The organism is Azohydromonas caseinilytica, from assembly GCF_012927045.1.
In the GTDB taxonomy this organism is placed as follows: domain Bacteria; phylum Pseudomonadota; class Gammaproteobacteria; order Burkholderiales; family Burkholderiaceae_C; genus Azohydromonas; species Azohydromonas caseinilytica.
Genome location: NZ_JABBFW010000005.1, coordinates 180,021 through 196,618, shown reverse-complemented (window position 1 = coordinate 196,618; position 16,598 = coordinate 180,021). Strand labels below are relative to the sequence as shown.

General features: G+C 71.3%; 18 protein-coding genes. 8 read left to right on the top strand and 10 right to left on the bottom strand.

Annotated elements, in window-relative coordinates; all coding sequences use genetic code 11:
- The first annotated feature begins 17 nt into the window (after positions 1 to 17).
- On the top strand, positions 18 to 2,930 hold the full coding sequence (locus HHL10_RS09595; RefSeq protein ID WP_169160134.1) for an adenosylcobalamin-dependent ribonucleoside-diphosphate reductase: 2,913 nt from the start codon (positions 18 to 20) through the stop codon (positions 2,928 to 2,930).
- A 21-nt stretch (positions 2,931 to 2,951) separates the two neighbouring features.
- On the opposite strand, the gene HHL10_RS09590 is transcribed toward HHL10_RS09595, so the two are convergent.
- The 5 genes from HHL10_RS09590 to HHL10_RS09570 all read right to left on the bottom strand — a co-directional run bounded on the left by HHL10_RS09590 (position 2,952) and on the right by HHL10_RS09570 (position 6,536).
- The gene (locus HHL10_RS09590) at positions 2,952 to 3,881 is read right to left on the bottom strand and encodes an alpha/beta hydrolase (protein WP_169160133.1); all 930 of its coding nucleotides are present in this window, start codon (positions 3,879 to 3,881) and stop codon (positions 2,952 to 2,954) included.
- 16 nt (positions 3,882 to 3,897) lie between these two features.
- Positions 3,898 to 4,641, bottom strand: coding sequence for a carbonic anhydrase (locus HHL10_RS09585; protein ID WP_169160132.1), 744 nt, complete (start codon positions 4,639 to 4,641; stop codon positions 3,898 to 3,900).
- Between the two features lie 147 nt (positions 4,642 to 4,788).
- Complete coding sequence (locus HHL10_RS09580; protein ID WP_169160131.1) at positions 4,789 to 5,088, bottom strand: hypothetical protein; 300 nt, start codon at positions 5,086 to 5,088, stop codon at positions 4,789 to 4,791.
- A 141-nt stretch (positions 5,089 to 5,229) separates the two neighbouring features.
- Positions 5,230 to 6,201, bottom strand: coding sequence for an MBL fold metallo-hydrolase (locus HHL10_RS09575; RefSeq protein WP_169160130.1), 972 nt, complete (start codon positions 6,199 to 6,201; stop codon positions 5,230 to 5,232).
- A gap of 119 nt (positions 6,202 to 6,320) precedes the next feature.
- Positions 6,321 to 6,536 carry an oxidoreductase-like domain-containing protein gene (locus tag HHL10_RS09570; protein ID WP_205832969.1) on the bottom strand — a complete coding sequence of 72 codons (216 nt, stop codon included), beginning with the start codon at positions 6,534 to 6,536 and terminating at the stop codon, positions 6,321 to 6,323.
- Between the two features lie 93 nt (positions 6,537 to 6,629).
- On the opposite strand from HHL10_RS09570, the gene HHL10_RS09565 reads away from it, so the two are divergent.
- On the top strand, positions 6,630 to 7,220 hold the full coding sequence (locus tag HHL10_RS09565) for an IMPACT family protein (protein WP_169160129.1): 591 nt from the start codon (positions 6,630 to 6,632) through the stop codon (positions 7,218 to 7,220).
- 33 nt (positions 7,221 to 7,253) lie between these two features.
- Here the strand turns inward: HHL10_RS09565 and HHL10_RS09560 are convergent, their stop codons facing one another.
- On the bottom strand, positions 7,254 to 7,544 hold the full coding sequence (locus HHL10_RS09560; protein WP_169160128.1) for a hypothetical protein: 291 nt from the start codon (positions 7,542 to 7,544) through the stop codon (positions 7,254 to 7,256).
- 108 nt (positions 7,545 to 7,652) lie between these two features.
- Here HHL10_RS09560 and HHL10_RS09555 point away from each other — a divergent pair, with 108 nt between their 5' ends.
- From HHL10_RS09555 to HHL10_RS09530, 6 genes are all read left to right on the top strand, one after another.
- Entirely contained in the window at positions 7,653 to 8,678 is a 1,026-nt protein-coding gene (locus tag HHL10_RS09555; protein WP_169160127.1) for a LacI family DNA-binding transcriptional regulator, read from the top strand.
- 131 nt (positions 8,679 to 8,809) lie between these two features.
- Positions 8,810 to 9,784, top strand: a complete 975-nt coding sequence (locus HHL10_RS09550; protein ID WP_169160126.1) for a Bug family tripartite tricarboxylate transporter substrate binding protein — start codon at positions 8,810 to 8,812, stop codon at positions 9,782 to 9,784.
- A 135-nt stretch (positions 9,785 to 9,919) separates the two neighbouring features.
- Entirely contained in the window at positions 9,920 to 11,218 is a 1,299-nt protein-coding gene (locus HHL10_RS09545; protein ID WP_169160125.1) for a glucarate dehydratase family protein, read from the top strand.
- A gap of 100 nt (positions 11,219 to 11,318) precedes the next feature.
- Positions 11,319 to 11,651 (top strand): BON domain-containing protein, encoded by a 333-nt coding sequence (locus HHL10_RS09540; protein ID WP_169160124.1) that lies wholly within the window; start codon positions 11,319 to 11,321, stop codon positions 11,649 to 11,651.
- A 170-nt stretch (positions 11,652 to 11,821) separates the two neighbouring features.
- A complete protein-coding gene (locus tag HHL10_RS09535) occupies positions 11,822 to 12,613 on the top strand; it encodes a hypothetical protein (RefSeq protein ID WP_169160123.1) in 792 nt (263 codons plus the stop codon).
- Between the two features lie 83 nt (positions 12,614 to 12,696).
- Positions 12,697 to 12,873: a hypothetical protein gene (locus tag HHL10_RS09530; RefSeq protein ID WP_169160122.1), complete on the top strand. Its 177-nt coding sequence runs from the start codon at positions 12,697 to 12,699 to the stop codon at positions 12,871 to 12,873.
- Between the two features lie 16 nt (positions 12,874 to 12,889).
- Here the strand turns inward: HHL10_RS09530 and HHL10_RS09525 are convergent, their stop codons facing one another.
- The 4 genes from HHL10_RS09525 to HHL10_RS09510 all read right to left on the bottom strand — a co-directional run bounded on the left by HHL10_RS09525 (position 12,890) and on the right by HHL10_RS09510 (position 16,307).
- The gene (locus tag HHL10_RS09525) at positions 12,890 to 13,120 is read right to left on the bottom strand and encodes a cysteine-rich CWC family protein (protein ID WP_169160121.1); all 231 of its coding nucleotides are present in this window, start codon (positions 13,118 to 13,120) and stop codon (positions 12,890 to 12,892) included.
- 5 nt (positions 13,121 to 13,125) lie between these two features.
- The gene (locus tag HHL10_RS09520; protein WP_169160120.1) at positions 13,126 to 14,673 is read right to left on the bottom strand and encodes a malonate--CoA ligase; all 1,548 of its coding nucleotides are present in this window, start codon (positions 14,671 to 14,673) and stop codon (positions 13,126 to 13,128) included.
- A 101-nt stretch (positions 14,674 to 14,774) separates the two neighbouring features.
- Positions 14,775 to 15,761 carry a Bug family tripartite tricarboxylate transporter substrate binding protein gene (locus tag HHL10_RS09515; protein WP_169160119.1) on the bottom strand — a complete coding sequence of 329 codons (987 nt, stop codon included), beginning with the start codon at positions 15,759 to 15,761 and terminating at the stop codon, positions 14,775 to 14,777.
- Between the two features lie 108 nt (positions 15,762 to 15,869).
- Complete coding sequence (locus tag HHL10_RS09510; protein ID WP_169160118.1) at positions 15,870 to 16,307, bottom strand: response regulator; 438 nt, start codon at positions 16,305 to 16,307, stop codon at positions 15,870 to 15,872.
- Positions 16,308 to 16,598: the final 291 nt, after the last annotated feature.

The window sequence follows — 16,598 nt, the reverse complement described above, 5'->3', positions numbered from 1 at the left end:
CGATTGGGAGTTCTTCGATGAGCGAATCCACCCTCGGCCAACCCACCGTCGCCAACCTGCCGGCGCAGCCCATCAGCCAGGAGGTGCTGCTGGAGAAATACGCCAAGGACGGCGAACGCAGCGTGGACGAAGTGCGCGCGCGCGTGGCGCGCGCGCTGGCCGCGGTGGAGGCGCCCGAAGCGCGCGCTCACTGGGAGCAGCGCTTCCTGGAGGCGCAGCGCCACGGTTTCGTGCCCGCCGGGCGCATCAACTCCGCCGCGGGCACGGACCTCAGCGCCACGCTCATCAACTGCTTCGTTCAACCGGTGGGCGACTCCATCGCCGTGGCCGAGGACGGCTTTCCCGGCATCTACACCGCGCTGACCGAGGCGGCCGAGACCATGCGCCGCGGCGGCGGCGTGGGCTACGACTTCTCGCGCATCCGCCCCGCCGGCGCCTGGGTGGCGAGCACGCGCAGCAACGCCTCGGGGCCCGTGAGCTACATGCGCGTGTTCGACCGCAGCTGCGAGACGGTGGAGAGCGCCGGCAGCCGCCGCGGCGCGCAGATGGGCGTGCTGCGCTGCGACCACCCGGACATCGAAGGCTTCATCCATGCCAAGGACGAGGGCGACCTGAAGAACTTCAACATCTCGGTGGGCGTCACCGACGCCTTCATGCAGTCCGTGGTGGACGACGCCGAGGTCGAGCTGGTGCACCGCGCCGCGCCGGGCGAGGCCCTGAAGGCCGCCGGCGCCTACCAGCGCGGCGACGGGCTGTGGGTGTACCGCAAGCTGCCCGCGCGCGCGCTGTGGGACCAGATCATGCGCAGCACCTACGACCACGCCGAGCCGGGCGTGCTGTTCCTGGACCGCATCAACGTGGACAACAACCTGGGGTACTGCGAGACGATCGCGGCGACCAACCCCTGCGGCGAACAGCCACTTCCAAGTTATGGTTGTTGCTGCCTCGGCAGCGTCAATCTGACGGTGTTTGTGAGCGATCCATTCTCGCCTCGGGCCCGCTTCGACGAGGCGGCTTTTGTTGAGACCGTAACGTCGGCCACCCGCATGCTCGACAACGTGCTCGACGTCACCGTCTGGCCGCTGCCGCAGCAGGCACAGGAGGCGGCCAGCAAGCGCCGCGTCGGCCTGGGCTTCACGGGGCTGGGCGACGCGCTGGCGATGCTCAACCTGCGCTACGACGAGGAGCCCGCGCGCGAGATGGCGCGGCGCATCAGCGAGGTCATGCGCGACGCGGCCTATGCGGCCTCGGTCGAGCTGGCCCGGGAGCGCGGCGCCTTCCCGCTCTTCAACGCCGACCTCTACCTGCGCAAGGGCAGCTTCGCCTCGCGGCTGCCGGCGGCGCTCAAGGAGCGCATCCGCGCGCACGGGCTGCGCAACTCGCACCTGCTGTCCATCGCGCCCACGGGCACCATCAGCCTGGCCTTCGCCGACAACGCCAGCAACGGCATCGAGCCGCCCTTCAGCTGGAGCTACACGCGGCGCAAGCGCATGGCCGACGGCGGCTTCAAGGAGTACGCGGTGGAGGACCATGCCTGGCGCCTGTACCGCCACCTGCACGGCATCGACGCGCCGCTGCCGCGCAGCTTCGTCACCGCGCTGGAGATGAGCGCCGAGGCCCATGCGGCAATGGTGGCGGCCGTGGCGCCGTACATCGACACCTCCATCAGCAAGACCGTCAACGTGCCCGAGGACTACCCCTATGCCGACTTCCAGGGCCTGTACCTGACGGCCTGGAAGTCCGGCCTCAAGGGCTTGGCCACCTACCGGCCCAACAACGTGCTGGGCGCGGTGCTGAGCGTGGGCACGCCCACCAGCGCCAAGCCCGAGCCGCTGCAGGGCGACACCGGCATGAACCAGCGCCTGCGCCTGGAGCGGCTGCCCGCGCCGGTGCTGGCCTCGCTGCGCTGGCCCGGGCGCCCGGAGCTGAGCGCGGGCAACCCGTCGTGGACCTACATGATCAAGCACCCCCACGGCGAGTTCGCGCTGTTCGTGGGCGAGCTGCCGGCCGAGGGACCGGGGCTGGGCCTGTTCGGCAAGACGCTGCCCTTCGAGATCTGGGTCAACGGCGCGGAGCAGCCGCGCGGCTTGGCGGCGCTGGCCAAGACCCTGTCCATGGACATGCGCGCCAACGACGCCGCCTGGCTGAAATTGAAACTCGATGCGCTGGCGACGGTGGCCGAGGAGCGGGCCTTCGAGATGCCGTTCCCGCCGCATGGCGAGCGCCGGCTCTTCCCCGGCGTGGTGGCCGCCACCGCGGCCGTGGTGCGCTGGCGCTGCGAGCAGCTCGGCGCCCTGGGCGAGGCCGCCGAGGCCGGGCCGACGCCCGTGCTGGACGCCATGTTCAGCCGCGAGGAGCCGCGCACCGGCACCTCCGGCACGCTGGCCTGGGCCGTGGACGTGGACAACCCCGCCACCGGCGAGACCTTCACCCTGACGCTCAAGGAAGTGACGCTGGCGGCCAAGGACGGGGACGGCGGCTCGGTGACGCGGCCCTGCGCCGTCGGTTTCGCCGGCAACTACCCGCGCGCGCTGGACGGGCTGGCGCGGCTGCTGTCGCTGGACATGAGGGTGCTGGACCCGGCCTGGATCGGCATGAAGCTGCGCAAGCTGCTCAACGTGGGCGAGCCGCTGGGCCACTTCATGGCCCCGGTGCCGGGCGAGCGGCGCCAGCAGGTGTGGCCCAGCACGGTGGCCTACATCGCGCGGCTGATCATCCACCGCTACGCCATGCTCGGGCTGCTGGACGAGCAGGGCTACCCGATGCGCGAGATGGGCATCCTGGAGAGCCCCACGCCCGGCCGCGTCGCCGGCGCCAGCGTCAGCCCCATGGCCGGCAAGCCCTGCCCGGAATGCGGCAACGCCACCGTCATCCACAAGGACGGCTGCGACTTCTGCACGGCCTGCGGGTACGTGGGGGTGTGCGGGTAGGCGGCCCGTTGCCCTGCGGGCTCAGCCCACGCACCCGCTGCCTGCCGCGCTGGTGGCGGTGGCGGCTTCCTCCCCCCGCACCCACGCCACCACCGGCGCCCAGAACCCCGCCGACCGCGCCGGCTCCAGCGGCGCGTCGTGCGGCAGGTCGTCCACCAGCACCAGGCGCCGCGGTGCGCGCGCGGCGCGGCACAGGCGCAGGGCATCGCGCACCGGGATGAGTTCGTCGTCGCGGCCATGCACGATCAGCAGCGGCAGGCCGATCCGGGCGATCTGCTCCTCGTTGTTCCACAGGTCCGGCAGCAGCCGCGCCAGCCAGTGCGGCACCAGGCCGGTGGTGACGGCCATCTCGCGCGCCGAGGCAAAGGGCGCGCCGAGGACCAGGCCCTGCGGCGCCGGCTGCAGCCGCGGCGCCGCGTCCAGCAGCACCGCCGAGCCCAGCGAGAAGCCCAGCGCGACGCGCCGGCGCGCCCGCGGCGTCAGGGCGACGAAGCGTTCCCAGGCCGCCACGCCGTCCTGGCGCAGCCGCGCCAGCGTCGGCCGGCCGCTGCTGGCACCGTAGCCGCTGTAGTCGAACACCAGCGAGGCGATGCCCGCGGCGTGCAGCCGCGCCTGCACCGCGGCCCAGCGCGAGATCTCCTCCTCGTCGCCGTGGAAGACCAGCAGCGCCGGCGCGCGGGGGTCGGCCGCCGGCACCCAGGAGGCATGCAGCACCCGGTCGGCGCTGGCGAAGGTGAAGCGCTGCGAGGGCACGCCCAGCGCCTCGGGCCGCGGCGTGCCGGGCGGCGGGGTTTCGAAGGCCGCGAACTCGACGGCCAGGAACAGCAGGCTGTGCAGCAGCACGGCCAGGGCCGCGACGCCCAGCAGCGCCGCGATGGCCCGGGCCACGCGCCGGTCGGGGCGGCAGCGCCGCACCGGTCGGGCCGGGGCCCGCTCAGGCTGCCTTGCCATGCCCTCACCGCGACGGCTACTCGACGAAGAAGTCCACCTTGCCGTCGTCGAGGTCGTAGCGCGCGCCCACCACGCGCAGCCGGCCCGCGCGCTGCGGCTCGATCAGCGAGGGCTCCGACTCGCGCAGCCGCAGCACGGTGCGGCGCACGTTCTCGCGTACCGACAGGTCGAGCAGTTCGTCATCCTTGAGCTTCTCGTTGCCGGCGGCGCTGCGCGCCTTGAGCACGGCCGGGATGATGGGCTCCACCATCGGGCCGATGCTGCCGGGGAAGGTGGCGTTCTTCTGCACCACGGCCATGGCCGCGTCCACCGCGCCGCAGCGCTCGTGGCCCAGCACCACCACCAGCGGCGCGCCCAGCACCTGCACGCCGTACTCGATGCTGCCCAGCGCCACGGTGTCCACCGTGTTGCCGGCGTTGCGCACGATGAACAGCTCGCCCAGCCCGGCGCCGAACAACAGCTCCGGCGGCACGCGGCTGTCGGAGCAGCCCAACAGCACCGCGAAAGGCGTCTGGCTGCGCGCGATCTCCATGCGCCGCTCGTGATGCCGCGTCGGCGGCTCGGGCGCCTGGCGGTCGGCCAGGAAGTCGGCGTTGCCCTGTTTCAGCCGCGCCAGCGCCTCGTTGGCGCTGAGCGTGGTACGCCGGCCTTCGGCGGCCAGGGCCGGCAACATGAAGGCGGCGAGGCCGCCGCAGGCGCCGCAGCAGGCATGGCGGAAGAAGGTGCGCCGGGACAGGAAAGGCGAGGGCAGGCACTTCATCGCGGGTCTCCTTGTCGGGCCGCCGCGGCGGCCGGCCGGCGGGTTCGGGAAGCGCCCTGGCGTCAGCGCCAGCCAGGCTGCACCGGGCGCGGTGCCCCGTGCCGCAGACGCCTGCCGCCCGGCGTGGGGCGGCGGACGCCGGCCGCCTCAGGGCGAGGAAGCGGGCTGGCCGACGCGCGCGCCCTGGCGCGCCTCGCCCTGCTCGGGGATCTTCTCCGGGTCGTTCTTGCGCGCTCCGCGCAGGTTGAGCACGAACAGCCCCACCTGCAGCGTGATCAGGGCCCAGGCGTGGTTCTGCCAGCCCCAGACGAACCACAGCACGTTGCTGAGGATGAAGAGCCAGAAGCCCCAGTTGCGCTTGTACTTGCGCTGCGAGCCCACCATCCAGGAGGCCACCAGCGTGGCCACCATGGCGGGCCATTGCAGGAGATCGATCAGTTCGCTCATCGGCATGGTTCCGGCAGTCTTGGAAAAACCTGCACGGCCCGGGTGCGGGCCGCGCGGACTGCCGGAATCAGGGCAGGCGGCATACCGGCGCCGCCCTGAAGCCTTGCCCGGTTGCGAACGGGCGCGGCGGTGCGAGCCGCCTTACTTGGACGCGGCGGCGGAAGCCGGCGCCGCGGCCGGAATGCTGTAGTGGGCCGGCACCCACTCATAGCCCTTGCCCACGGCGCGCAGGTGGCCCAGGCCGGGGAAGGACAGGTGCGCGCCGGCCACCCAGGTGCCCTCGCGCGCCACCTCGGCCATCACCTTGCGCCGCGTCGCCGCGGCGCTGCGCGTGTCGCTGTCGAACTGGATGGTCACGCCCGGGTCCTTCATCTGCACCGGCGCGGCATGCATCACGTCGCCCCACACCAGCAGGCGCTGGCCCTGGCTGCGCACCAGGAAGCCGTTGTGGCCGGGCGTGTGGCCGTGCAGCGGCACGGCCTGGATGCCGGGCACGAGCTCGGCGCCGCTGTCGAAGGTCTGGAACTTGCCCGCGTCCGCGTAGGGCTTGAGCACCGCCATGGCATTGCGGAAGGCGTCCTTGGCCTCCGCGGGCGCCTTCTCCAGGCTCGCGGGGTTGAGCCAGAAGTCCGCGTCGGCGCGCTCGGCGCGCACCACGGCGTTGGGGAACAGGCGCTGGCCGCCCTGCACCAGGCCGCCGGCATGGTCGGAGTGCAGGTGCGTCAGGTAGACCTCGTCCACCTGCTCGGGCTGGTAGCCCGCGGCGCGCAGGTTGTCGATCAGCTTGCCCAGGGTGGGGCCGAACAGCCCCGCCGCGCCGGCATCGATGAGCACCAGCTTCGTGCCGGTGTTGACCAGGTAGGCGTTGACCGACACCTCCGCGGGCAGCGGCACGAAGGCCCGCGCGTACTGCTGCTCCACCTGGCCGGGGCGCGCATGCAGCATCTTGTCCATCGGCAGCTTGACGGTGCCGTCGGACAGCGCCGTGACCTCGAACTCGCCCAGCATCAGGCGGTAGTAGCCGGGCTGGGTCTTGACCTGGGGCGCGGCGGCCTGGGCCGTGCCCAGGACCATCAGGGAGGCGGCCAGGCCGCCAAGCAGGGAACGCAGCATCGTGGAGTTCTCAACGAAAGTCGGGGCGGACAGCATATAGGGCGCCGCGCAAGCCCGCGCTCCGGGTGTAGCGGACGGTAAACGAGGCGCCTGCGGCGCCCCGCGCGCCACGGGGCGCGTTACGCGTCCTCCAGCCGCCAGTTCGCTTCCTCCCACCAGTAGGCGGCGGCGTCATAGAAGCCGTCCCAGACGCAGCCGTTGCAGCCGCGGCCGCAGCAGGTGGTGGGCTCCTCCGGGGGCGGAGGCAGGGCCACGCCCACGGCCTGGGCGCGCTGCTGCAGGTGGGCGAAGAGGGCGCGTGCGGTGTCGCGGTCGGTGAAGAGGTCGCGGCTCAAGGGAATCACTCCGTCGGAACGGCCGCGATTGTCCCGCGCCCGTGCCCGCCACCCACCGCCTCGGGGCTTGCGCGCGGGCGGACAATCGCGCCCATGCCCTTGACCCTTGCCGCCGCCTGCCACAGCGAACTGCTGATCCAGAAGAGCCGCTTCATCGGCTGCGTGGAGCCCGTGCCCGACCGCGCCGCGGCGCTGGCGCGCGTGGCCGCGCTGCGCGCCCAGCACCCCACCGCCACGCATGTGTGCTGGGCGCTGCTGGCGGGCGGGCAGTCCGCGGCGGTGGACGACGGCGAGCCCGGCGGCACGGCCGGGCGCCCGATGCTGGAGGTGCTGCGCCGCCAGCAGCTCGAAGGCGTGCTGGCCACCGTGGTGCGCTACTTCGGCGGCGTGAAGCTGGGCGCCGGCGGCCTGGTGCGCGCCTACACCGACAGCGTGGCGCAGGCGCTGCTCAAGGCCGAGAAGGTGCCGCTGCAGCGCCTGCAGGCCTTGCGCTGCAGCGTGCCCTACGCGCTGGAAGGCCTGCTGCGCCGCGAGATCGAGGCCGCCGGCTTCAACCTGGGCGAGGTCCGGCACGGCAGCCTGGTGGAGCTGAGCTTCACCGGGCCGGAGGACCGTACCGCCGCCTTCGTGGCCCGCATCAACGAGCTGGGGCAGGGCAAGGTGGGGTGGCTCAGGGCGGAGTGAGCCGCGGGCCGCCGCGGCGCCCGTCCGGCCCGGTCAGTACTGCCCCCGGTGCGACTCCTCGGTGTGGCCTTCGCGGTCCGCGCCGCCGCTGCCGGAGCGCATCGGCGGGCCCTTGGGCTCGTCGGCGGCGGGCGTGCCGCCGCCCACGCGCGCCTCGGCCAGCCAGTCGGCGCTCTGCGTGGTGCCGTCGCTCCCGCTGCCGCTGCTCTGCGCGGTGTTGCCCACGGCGCGCGTGGTGTCGGGCACCGACTTGCCGGCCGGGCCGGGCGTGCCGTTGGGCGGCGTCTCCTTGGGGGCGGTGGGGATGGTGTCGGACTTGATCATGGCGGCTCCTTGAAGTTGCCCGTTACGCGGCAAGCCCTGTGCCCCGTGCACGGGTCGGCAGGTTGGTAGCGCTGTCAGCGCCTGTCCCGGCCGGCGCACAATCCCGGCATGGACGACACGACTTCGACCCGCCGGCGCCGCAGCGGTGGCGGCATCACGCTGGGCGACGTGGCCCGCATCGCGGGCGTGGCCCCCATCACCGCCTCGCGCGCGCTCAACACGCCTTCGCAGGTGTCGCCGCAGGTGCTGCAACGCGTGCGCGAGGCGGTACAGCGCACCGGCTACGTGCCCAACCTGCTGGCCGGCGGGCTGGCCTCGCGGCGCAGCCGGCTGGTGGCGGCGGTGGTGCCCAGCATCGCCGCGCCGGTGTTCATGGAGACGGTGCAGGCGCTGACCGAGGCGCTGGCCGGGCAGGGCTACCAGCTCATGCTGGGCCAGAGCGGCTACGCCGAGTCGCGCGAGGACGAGCTGCTGGAGCAGATCCTCGGCCGCCGCCCCGACGGCCTGGTGCTCACCGGCGTGGTGCACTCGGCGCAGGGCCGGCGCCGCCTGCAGGCCAGCGGGCTGCCGGTGGTGGAGACCTGGGATTTCACGCCCACGCCCATCGACATGCTGGTCGGCTTCTCGCACGAGGCCGCCGCCGCAGCCATGGCGGACCACCTCGTCGCGCGCGGGCACCGGCGCCTGGCGGTGCTGGGCGGCGACGATGCCCGGGCGCTGCGGCGGCAGCAGGGTTTCATCCGGCGCGCGCAGGAGCTGGGCTGCGAGGCGGTGCCGGCGTTGGCGCTGCCGGCCCCCACCGGCGTGCCCGAGGGCCGCGCCGGGTTGCGGCAGTTGCTGGAGCGGGCGCCGCAGACGCGGGCCGTGTTCTGCGCCTCCGACGCACTGGCGCTGGGCGCGCTGGCCGAGGCGCAGTCGCGGGGCTTGCGCGTGCCGCAGGACCTGGCCATTGCCGGCTTCGGCGACATGCCCTTCGCCGCGTCGCTGTACCCGGCGCTCACCACCGTGCGCATCGACGGCACCGCCATCGGCCGCCACGCGGCGCGCTTCATCCTGGAGCGCGTAGAGGGGCGCGAGGTGGCGGGGAAGGTGATCGACGTGGGCTTCAGCGTCATCCAGCGCGAGAGCACCTGAAGCCTTAGAACCTTTCCAGGTTAGGAAAACCCTTGGTCTCATCATCTTCGGTAGCGCTACCATCACACTTTCATTTGGTAGCGCTACCGTGGCTGCAAGCCGTGGTGGCTGTTGTTCTGAAAGCCTGTGCCATGACCCTTCCGCGCCGCTTCCTTCTCGCCCTGCCGCTCGCCGCCGCCCTGTGCGGCGGCTCGCTGGCGCAGGGCTATCCGAGCAAGCCCATCACCTGGGTCGTGCCCTTCGCGCCGGGCGGTTCCACCGACGTGGTGGCGCGCACCGTGGCGCAGGGGCTGCAGGCGGCGCTGAAGCAGACGGTGGTGGTGGACAACCGCGCCGGCGCGGGCGGCGTCATCGGCGTGACGGCGGTGGCCAAGGCCGCGCCGGACGGCTACACGCTCATCGGCGGCACCATCAGCACGCACGCCATCAACGCCACGCTCTACAAGAGCCTGCCCTACGACCCGGTCAAGGACTTCGAGCCGGTCAGCCTCATCGCCTACGTGCCCAACGCGCTGATGGTCAACCCGGCGCTGGGCGTGAACTCGGTGCAGGAGCTCGTGGCCTGGATCAGGAAGCATCCCAAGGAGGCCTCCTACGCCTCGTCCGGCGCCGGCACCTCCACGCACCTCACCGGCGCGCTGCTGGCCGACACGCTGGGCGTGCCCATGACGCACGTGCCCTACAAGGGCAGCCCGCAGGCGCTGCAGGACGTGGTGGCGGGCAACGTGCCCTTCCTGTTCGACCAGCTCACCGCCGGCCTGCCACTGGCCAAGGGCGGCAAGCTGAAAGTGCTGGCCGTGACCTCGCAGAAGCGCTCGGTGCTGGCGCCGGAGGTGCCCACCATGGCCGAGGCCGGCATGCCCGGCTTCAACCTCGTGTCGTGGCAGGCGGTGTACGCGCCCAAGGGCACGCCCAGGGAGGTGGTGCAGCGCCTGTCCACCGAGATCGCCAAGGTGCTGCAGACGCCGGAGCTGAAGTCCAAGCTGGAACAGCAGTTCGGCATGGAGGTCGTCGGCGGCGGCCCCGAGCAGCTGGCCGCGCTGATGCGCAGCGACATCCCGCGCCTGGGCGCGCTGGTCAAGAAGACCGGCGCCAGCGCGGAGTGAACCAACCGTCTACCGAACTACGCACTCTGATAGCCCGTTCGTGCTGAGGTATCGAAGCACGGGCGGGCGCTGCAGCCTCCCGGATTCGCCCTTCGATACCTCAGGGCGAACGGGTCAGTAAGCACCACAAACTCCATGAAGCACCGCGACAACCTCATCCGGCACGTCCGCATCACGCCCATCGCCTTCCGCGACGGCCCGCTGCTGAACGCCAGCGGCATCCACGAGCCCTGGGCGCTGCGCGCCATCGTCGAGATCGAGACCAGCGACGGCCGCGTCGGCCTGGGCGAGACCTATGGCGACGAGCCCATGCTGCGCGCGCTGGAGACGGCCAAGCCGCTGCTGCAGGGCCTGTCGCCCTTCGACCTCAACGAGATGGAGCAGCGCGTGCGCGCCGCCTTCAAGCCGGCCGCTGCGGCGGCGCTCAACGCGGGCGCGGTGGAGTTCACGCTGGCGCCGGGCTCGCACACGGCCAAGAACGCGGCTAAGGTGACCAGCGCCTTCGAGGTGGCGATGCTGGACCTGCAGGGCCAGCTGCTCAACGCACCGGTGGTGGACCTGCTCGGCGGCGCGGTGCGCAAGGCCGTGCCCTACAGCGCTTATCTCTTCTACAAGTTCGCCGAGCACATCGAGAAGCCGTATGCGCCCGACGCCTGGGGCGAGGGCTTGAGCCCCGAGCAGATGGTGGCGCAGGCCCGGCGCATGGTGGAGCTCTACGGCTTCCAGAGCATCAAGGTCAAAGGCGGCGTGTTCGAGCCCGCGCACGAGATCGCCACCATGCGCGCGCTGCGCGAGGCCTTCCCCAAGCACCCGCTGCGCCTGGACCCCAACGCCAACTGGTCGCTGGAAACCTGCATCCAGGCCGCCGAGGAGCTGGACGAGCTGCTGGAATACTACGAGGACCCGACGCCCACGCTGGAAGGCATGACGGTGCTGGCCAAGCACTGCAAGTCGCCGCTGGCGACCAACATGGTCGTCACGACCATGGAGGAGTTCCGGCGCAACGTGGAACTGGGCCGGGGCGTGCGGATCGTGCTGTCCGACCACCACTACTGGGGCGGCCTGCGCGCCACGCAGGCGCTTGGGCGCATGTGCGAAGTCTTCGACCTGGGCCTGTCCATGCACAGCAACTCGCACCTGGGCATCAGCCTGATGGCGATGACGCACGTGGCCGCCGCCGTGCCCAACGTCAGCCACGCCTGCGACACGCACTATCCCTGGCAGGAGGAGGAAGTCATCGCCGGCGGGCGCATTGCCTTCGAGGACGGCGCGGTGGCGGTCCCGGGCAAGCCCGGCCTGGGCGTGGAGCTGGACCGCGCGGCGCTGGCACGCCTGCACGAGCAGTACCTGAGCTGCGGCGTGCGCAACCGCGACGACCTCAAGCAGATGCGCAAGTACCAGCCGGACTTCAGCGGGAAGAGCCCGAGGTTCTGAGCGGGGCACGCGGCTTGCCATGGGAGACCGCCCGCCGCGTGGCGCCCTGCGGGGCGGCCCGGGCGCGGCATCCCATCAACAGGACCCTTACGGAGGACCCATGAAGAAGCAGCTCCTGATCCCCGCGCTGGTGGCCAGTGCCTTTCTCGCCGGCTGCGGCACCCTGGCCGGCAGCCCGGACCGGACCGACGGCGCCCCGCACCGCACCGTCGGCCAGGCGGTGGACGACGCCAAGATCGTCACGGAGCTGAAGGCCAAGTTCGCCGCTGACTCCGACCTGAGCGCCTTCAAGATCAACGTGGACTCCACGCAGGGCTTCGTGCGCCTCAAGGGCGAGGTGAAGACCTTCGCGGCACGCCAGAAGGCGGAGGCCATGGCGCGCGCCATCGACGGCGTGAAGTCGGTGGACAACCAGCTGATGATCACCGGCTGACCGGCCGAGGCGGCTCCTTTGGCCGCCTGAACTCCTCTTGGGCTTCTTCCGCCAAGCACATGCACGGCCTTGGTGCGGTGTGGTCGGCCACACAAAGCGCTCAATATTGCGCAGAAAGTGCCGTTACCTCAGTTCACAAGTGCTTAACAATTTGCGAACGGAGGGAGCCCATGAAGATCGCCAGTGCGGGTCTGCAGTCGGTCGTGGCCCAGACTGCGGGCGTACAGCCCAATGGCCGGGAAACGCCGCGCGTAGCCACCGAGCAGTCCACGCTGGCCTCGCCCACCAGCCAGGCCCATGCCGCCGTGTCGGTGCACATCTCGGCCGCGGGCCGGGCCGCGGCGGCGGTGCGGGGCAACACTGGGCTGGCCGCCACGGCGCGGGCTCAGGGCACGCTGCAGGTCATTGACGCCGGCGAGCGGCGCCAGGCCACCGTCACGCCCACCCTGCAGGCGCACACCATCCGCCGCATCCTGGAACAGCTCACCGGCAAGCAGCTGGGCGTGTTCAACAGCATGGACCTGGGGCCGATGTTCCAGACCGGCGGCACCGCGCTGGCCTCGTCCCCGGCCGTGTCCCGATCCACGCCCGCGCAAATTGCCGCGGCCTCCGGCGCCCGCGACGAGGTCGTGGCCGAACTGACCCACCAGGTCGTCACCGGGACGCTGCAGTTCACGGCCTCGGGCAACGTCACGACCGTGGACGGCGCCAGCATCGGCTTCACGGTGCTGCTGGAAATGGACCGCGCCACGCTGAACACCCAGAGCCTGGAGGTCCGCATCAACCACGTCGGCCTGCCGCGGCTGGAGGTGAGCTATCCCGGCCCGGTGTCGGAGCTGGCCGACCATGCCTTCACTTTCGACGTGGGCGTGGAAGGCGGCGACGAGGCGGGCCGGCCGCTGATGGTCGGACGCGGTGTCCTGGCCTTCGATCCGAGCGCCACGGTGCCGCCCACCCGGTGAAGCCCGACCCGGCGCGGCCCCGGGCCTGAGGCGCCCGGCCGCCCCGGCGCTTTGAGCGGGTGCCGCACGCGGCACAGCATCAATTGCAGGATTTGTTGAGCGCGGATGGCGGCGCGATTTCCGTGCAAAACACCCCCGCGCCTTTTGCCTTCAAGAATGCCCAGAACGTGCAGCAGGGGGTGCTGCGCACGAGCGGGGTTGGGCTGCAGGAGGATGGAACCGCGGCGGGGATGGTGGGGCGGGTGGATTGGGTGGCTTGAAAATCGATATATCAATTTATTGGGCCTGCGCTTCTTGGATTTCCAGCGCGGCCCCGCCCGCCAGCGCCACCAGGCACGACACGCACAAGCAGCTGGACCATTTCTCCCTCAACCGCCCCTGCAATTCCGTGCTCAGCGTCACGGTGGTGCAGGGGCAGGGCCCGGCGTCGTTGACGCCGCAGTGAAAACCGCCCCCGCAGCGCGGGCAGCGGTCGTCCAGGGGTTTCACATTCGCGGCGTCACTCATGGGGTTCAGGCGAAAAGGGTGCGGTACTGGTCGCGCAGCAGGTTCTTCTGCACCTTGCCCATCGCGTTGCGCGGCAATTCGGGGCTGATGAAAACCTGCTTGGGCACCTTGAAGCCGGCGATGCCGGATTTCAGCCTGGCAATGATTTCAGCCGCGTCCAGCGTGGCGCCGGGGCGGGGAATGACCACGGCAATCACCGCCTCGCCGAAGTCGGGATGCGGCACGCCGACGACGGCGCTCTCCGCGACCCCGGGCAGCTCATTGATAAAACTTTCCACCTCGGCCGGGTAGACGTTGTAGCCACCAGAGATGATCAAATCCTTGCTGCGGCCCACGATCACCAGATAACCGTCGGATTCGAATCGGCCCACGTCACCGGTCTTGAACCAGCCGTCGGCGGTGAATTCCTCCTTGGTCTTTTCCGGCATGCGCCAGTAGCCGGCAAACACGTTCGGGCCGGTGACCTGGATATGGCCGATCTCGTCGGCCGCGCAAGGTTTCCCACTGTCGTCCACCACGCGGATGCCCACGCCCGGCAGCGGCTTGCCCACCGTGCCGCCGCGGCGCGCGCCGTCCTGCGGCTTGCACGGATTCGAGCTGAGCATGGCGGTCTCGCTCATGCCGTAGCGCTCCAGGATGGTGTGGCCGCTGCGCTCCTGCCAGTCCTTGAAGGTCTCGATCAGCAGCGGCGCCGAGCCGGAGATGAACAGCCGCATGCGGCTGCAGGCCTCGCGCGTCAGGCCCGGGTCGGCCAGCAGGCGCACGTACAGCGTGGGCACGCCCATGAACACGGTGGCGCGCGGCAGCTGCGCGATCACGGCGCGCGGGTCGAACTTGTTGAGCCACAGCATCGGGCTGCCGTTGAGCAGCGCGCCGTGCGAGGCCACGAACAGGCCGTGCACGTGGAAGATCGGCAGGGCGTGGATGAGCACGTCGTCGCTCTGCCAGTCCCAGTAGTCCTTGAGCACCTGCGCGTTGCTCAGCAGGTTGCCGTGGCTGAGCATCGCGCCCTTGCTGCGGCCGGTGGTGCCGCTGGTGTAGAGGATGGCGGCCAGGTCGTCGGCGCTGCGCGCCACCGGCTCCTGCACGTCCGGCTGCGCCGCGGCGCGCTGCAGCAGCGTGCCGTCGCGCTCCTCGCCCAGGGTGAACACGTGTTCCGCGCCGGCATTGAAGGCAATGCGGCTGATCCAGCCGAAATTCCTGGGCGCGCACACCACCACCGCCGGCTCGGCGTTGCCCACGAAATACTCCACCTCCGCCGCCTGGTAGGCGTTGTTCAGCGGCAGGTACACCATGCCGGCGCGCAGCACGCCCAAGTACAGCATTAGCGCCTCGACGCTCTTGTCCACCTGCACCGCCACGCGCGGCGGCACGCCGTCGGCGCTCGGCGCGATCTCCAGGGACAGCAGCAGGTTGGCGATCATGGCGCTGCCGCGCTCCAGGTCGTGCCAGCTGTAGCGCAGCGGGCCGCCCGGGGCGTCCAGCGCCTCGATGGCGCAACGGTCCAGATCGGCAGGGAAGCCCGCGCGCAGCGCGGCGTAGAGGTTGCTCATGGGGAAGATCGGAAAACGGGGGAACTGCGGGTTCGACTCGGTCGGTCTCGAAGTGTGCAGGCCGCCGCCGGGCGGCGGCCTTGAGGGGAAGCAGGCTCAGCTCATTCCAGCCGGGCACCGGAGGCTTTCACCACCTCGGCCCAGCGCTTGGTTTCCTTGGCCGCGAAGGTGCCGAAGGCCTCGCCCCACAGGTCGGGCGTCTCGCTGCCCAGACCGGTCCAGGAGGTCTTCAGCTCGTCGGCGTTGAGCGCCTTCTTCAGCTCGGCCTGCATGCGCTCGATGGCTTCGCGCGGCGTGCCCTTGGGCGCCCACAAGCCGTACCAGGTGCTGACCACGTAGTCCGGCACGCCCAGCTCGCGCGCGGTGGGGATGTCGGGGAAGCCGGGCGCGCGGCGCTCGCCGGCCACGGCCAAGCCCTTCAGGCGCCCGCTGCGGATGTGGCCGGCCGAGGAGCCCAGGCCGTCGAACATCATGTCCACCTGGCCAGCCATCAAGTCCTGCAGCGCCGGGCCCGCGCCGCGGTAGGGGATGTGGGTGATGAAGGTCTTGGTCTGCAGCTTGAACAGCTCGCCGGCCAGGTGGTGCGAGGTGCCGTTGCCGGCCGAGGCGTAGGTGAGCTGCCCCGGGCGGGCGCGCATCTGGGCCAGCAGGCCCGCCAGGTCCTTCGCGGGCGACTTGGCGGCGTTGACCACCACCACCTGCGGCACGTTCGACACCAGGCCGACCGGAATGAAATCCTTCTCCAGGTTGTAGTCCAGCTTCGGGTACATGGACGGGGCGATGGCGTGGTGCACGCCGCCCATGAAGAAGCTGTAGCCGTCGGCCGGCATGCGCGCCGCCAGGCCGGCGCCCAGGGTGCCGCCGGCGCCGCCCTTGTTGTCGATGATGAACTGGCGGCCGGTGTTCTTGGTCAGGGCCGCGAACAGCGGGCGCGCGAAGGTGTCGGTGCCGCCGCCAGCCGGGAAGGGCACCACGATGGTCACGGGTTTGGTGGGCCAGCTGGAGGCGGCGCCCTGGGCCCAGACGGGCGAGCAGGCGAGGGTGGCGGTGGCTGCGGCAACGGCCAGCAGCGTGCGGCGATGGGTCATGGCTTGTCTCCGGTGGCGCCTCTGTGGATGGGCGCTCAGGGGTGGATGGAACTGCTTGGGGCCACGACCGCGACGGGCCGGGCCCGGTCGCAGTGTAAGAAGAAGTTGTCAGCCGGCCGGCAGCTCCGGCAGCCAGCGCGCCAGGGCGCGGCGCAGGGTGTCGAAGACGATGGGTTTCGTGAGGTAGTCGTCCATGCCGGCGGCCAGGGCCATCTCGCGGTCGCTGGCCAGGGCGTGGGCGGTCAGCGCCAGGATCGGAAAGCCGGGCAGCTTGCCCTGCTGCTGCATCTCGCGCAGCTTGCGCGTGGCCTGCAGCCCGTCCATCACCGGCATCTGCAGGTCCATCAACACCAGGCGCGGCGGCGTGGCTTCGCAGCGCTCCAGGGCCTGGGCGCCATCGTCGGCGGTGAGCACCTGCAGGCCCAAGGCTTTGAGCATCTCCAGGGCGATCATCTGGTTGACCGGGTGGTCCTCCACCAGGAGCACCGGGCCGGGAGTGGAGCCGGCAGCGGACGCATCCACGGGCGCTTGAGGCACCGAATTCATGCAGCTCTCCATGCGGGGTGCCTGTGACTACCGGCTCGGTAGGCCGGCCTCCACGCCTTGCGCGGAAGGACATGCATGCTAGCACCGGCCTTTCAACCGGCGATCCCGGGGGGTTGCCGGGATTGGGCCGTGTAGCGGCACTTTGCACGCGGGAAGAGCGCTGAAAGCGCCGCGCACCGTCCCGGCCGGGCGGTGCGCGCGCTCACCAGGCCGCGGGATTGCTCTCCCAGGCCTTTCCCGGGCAGCCCTACCACAGGGCCGGGACTTCCAGCCTCCCTAGAATCCCCCGCC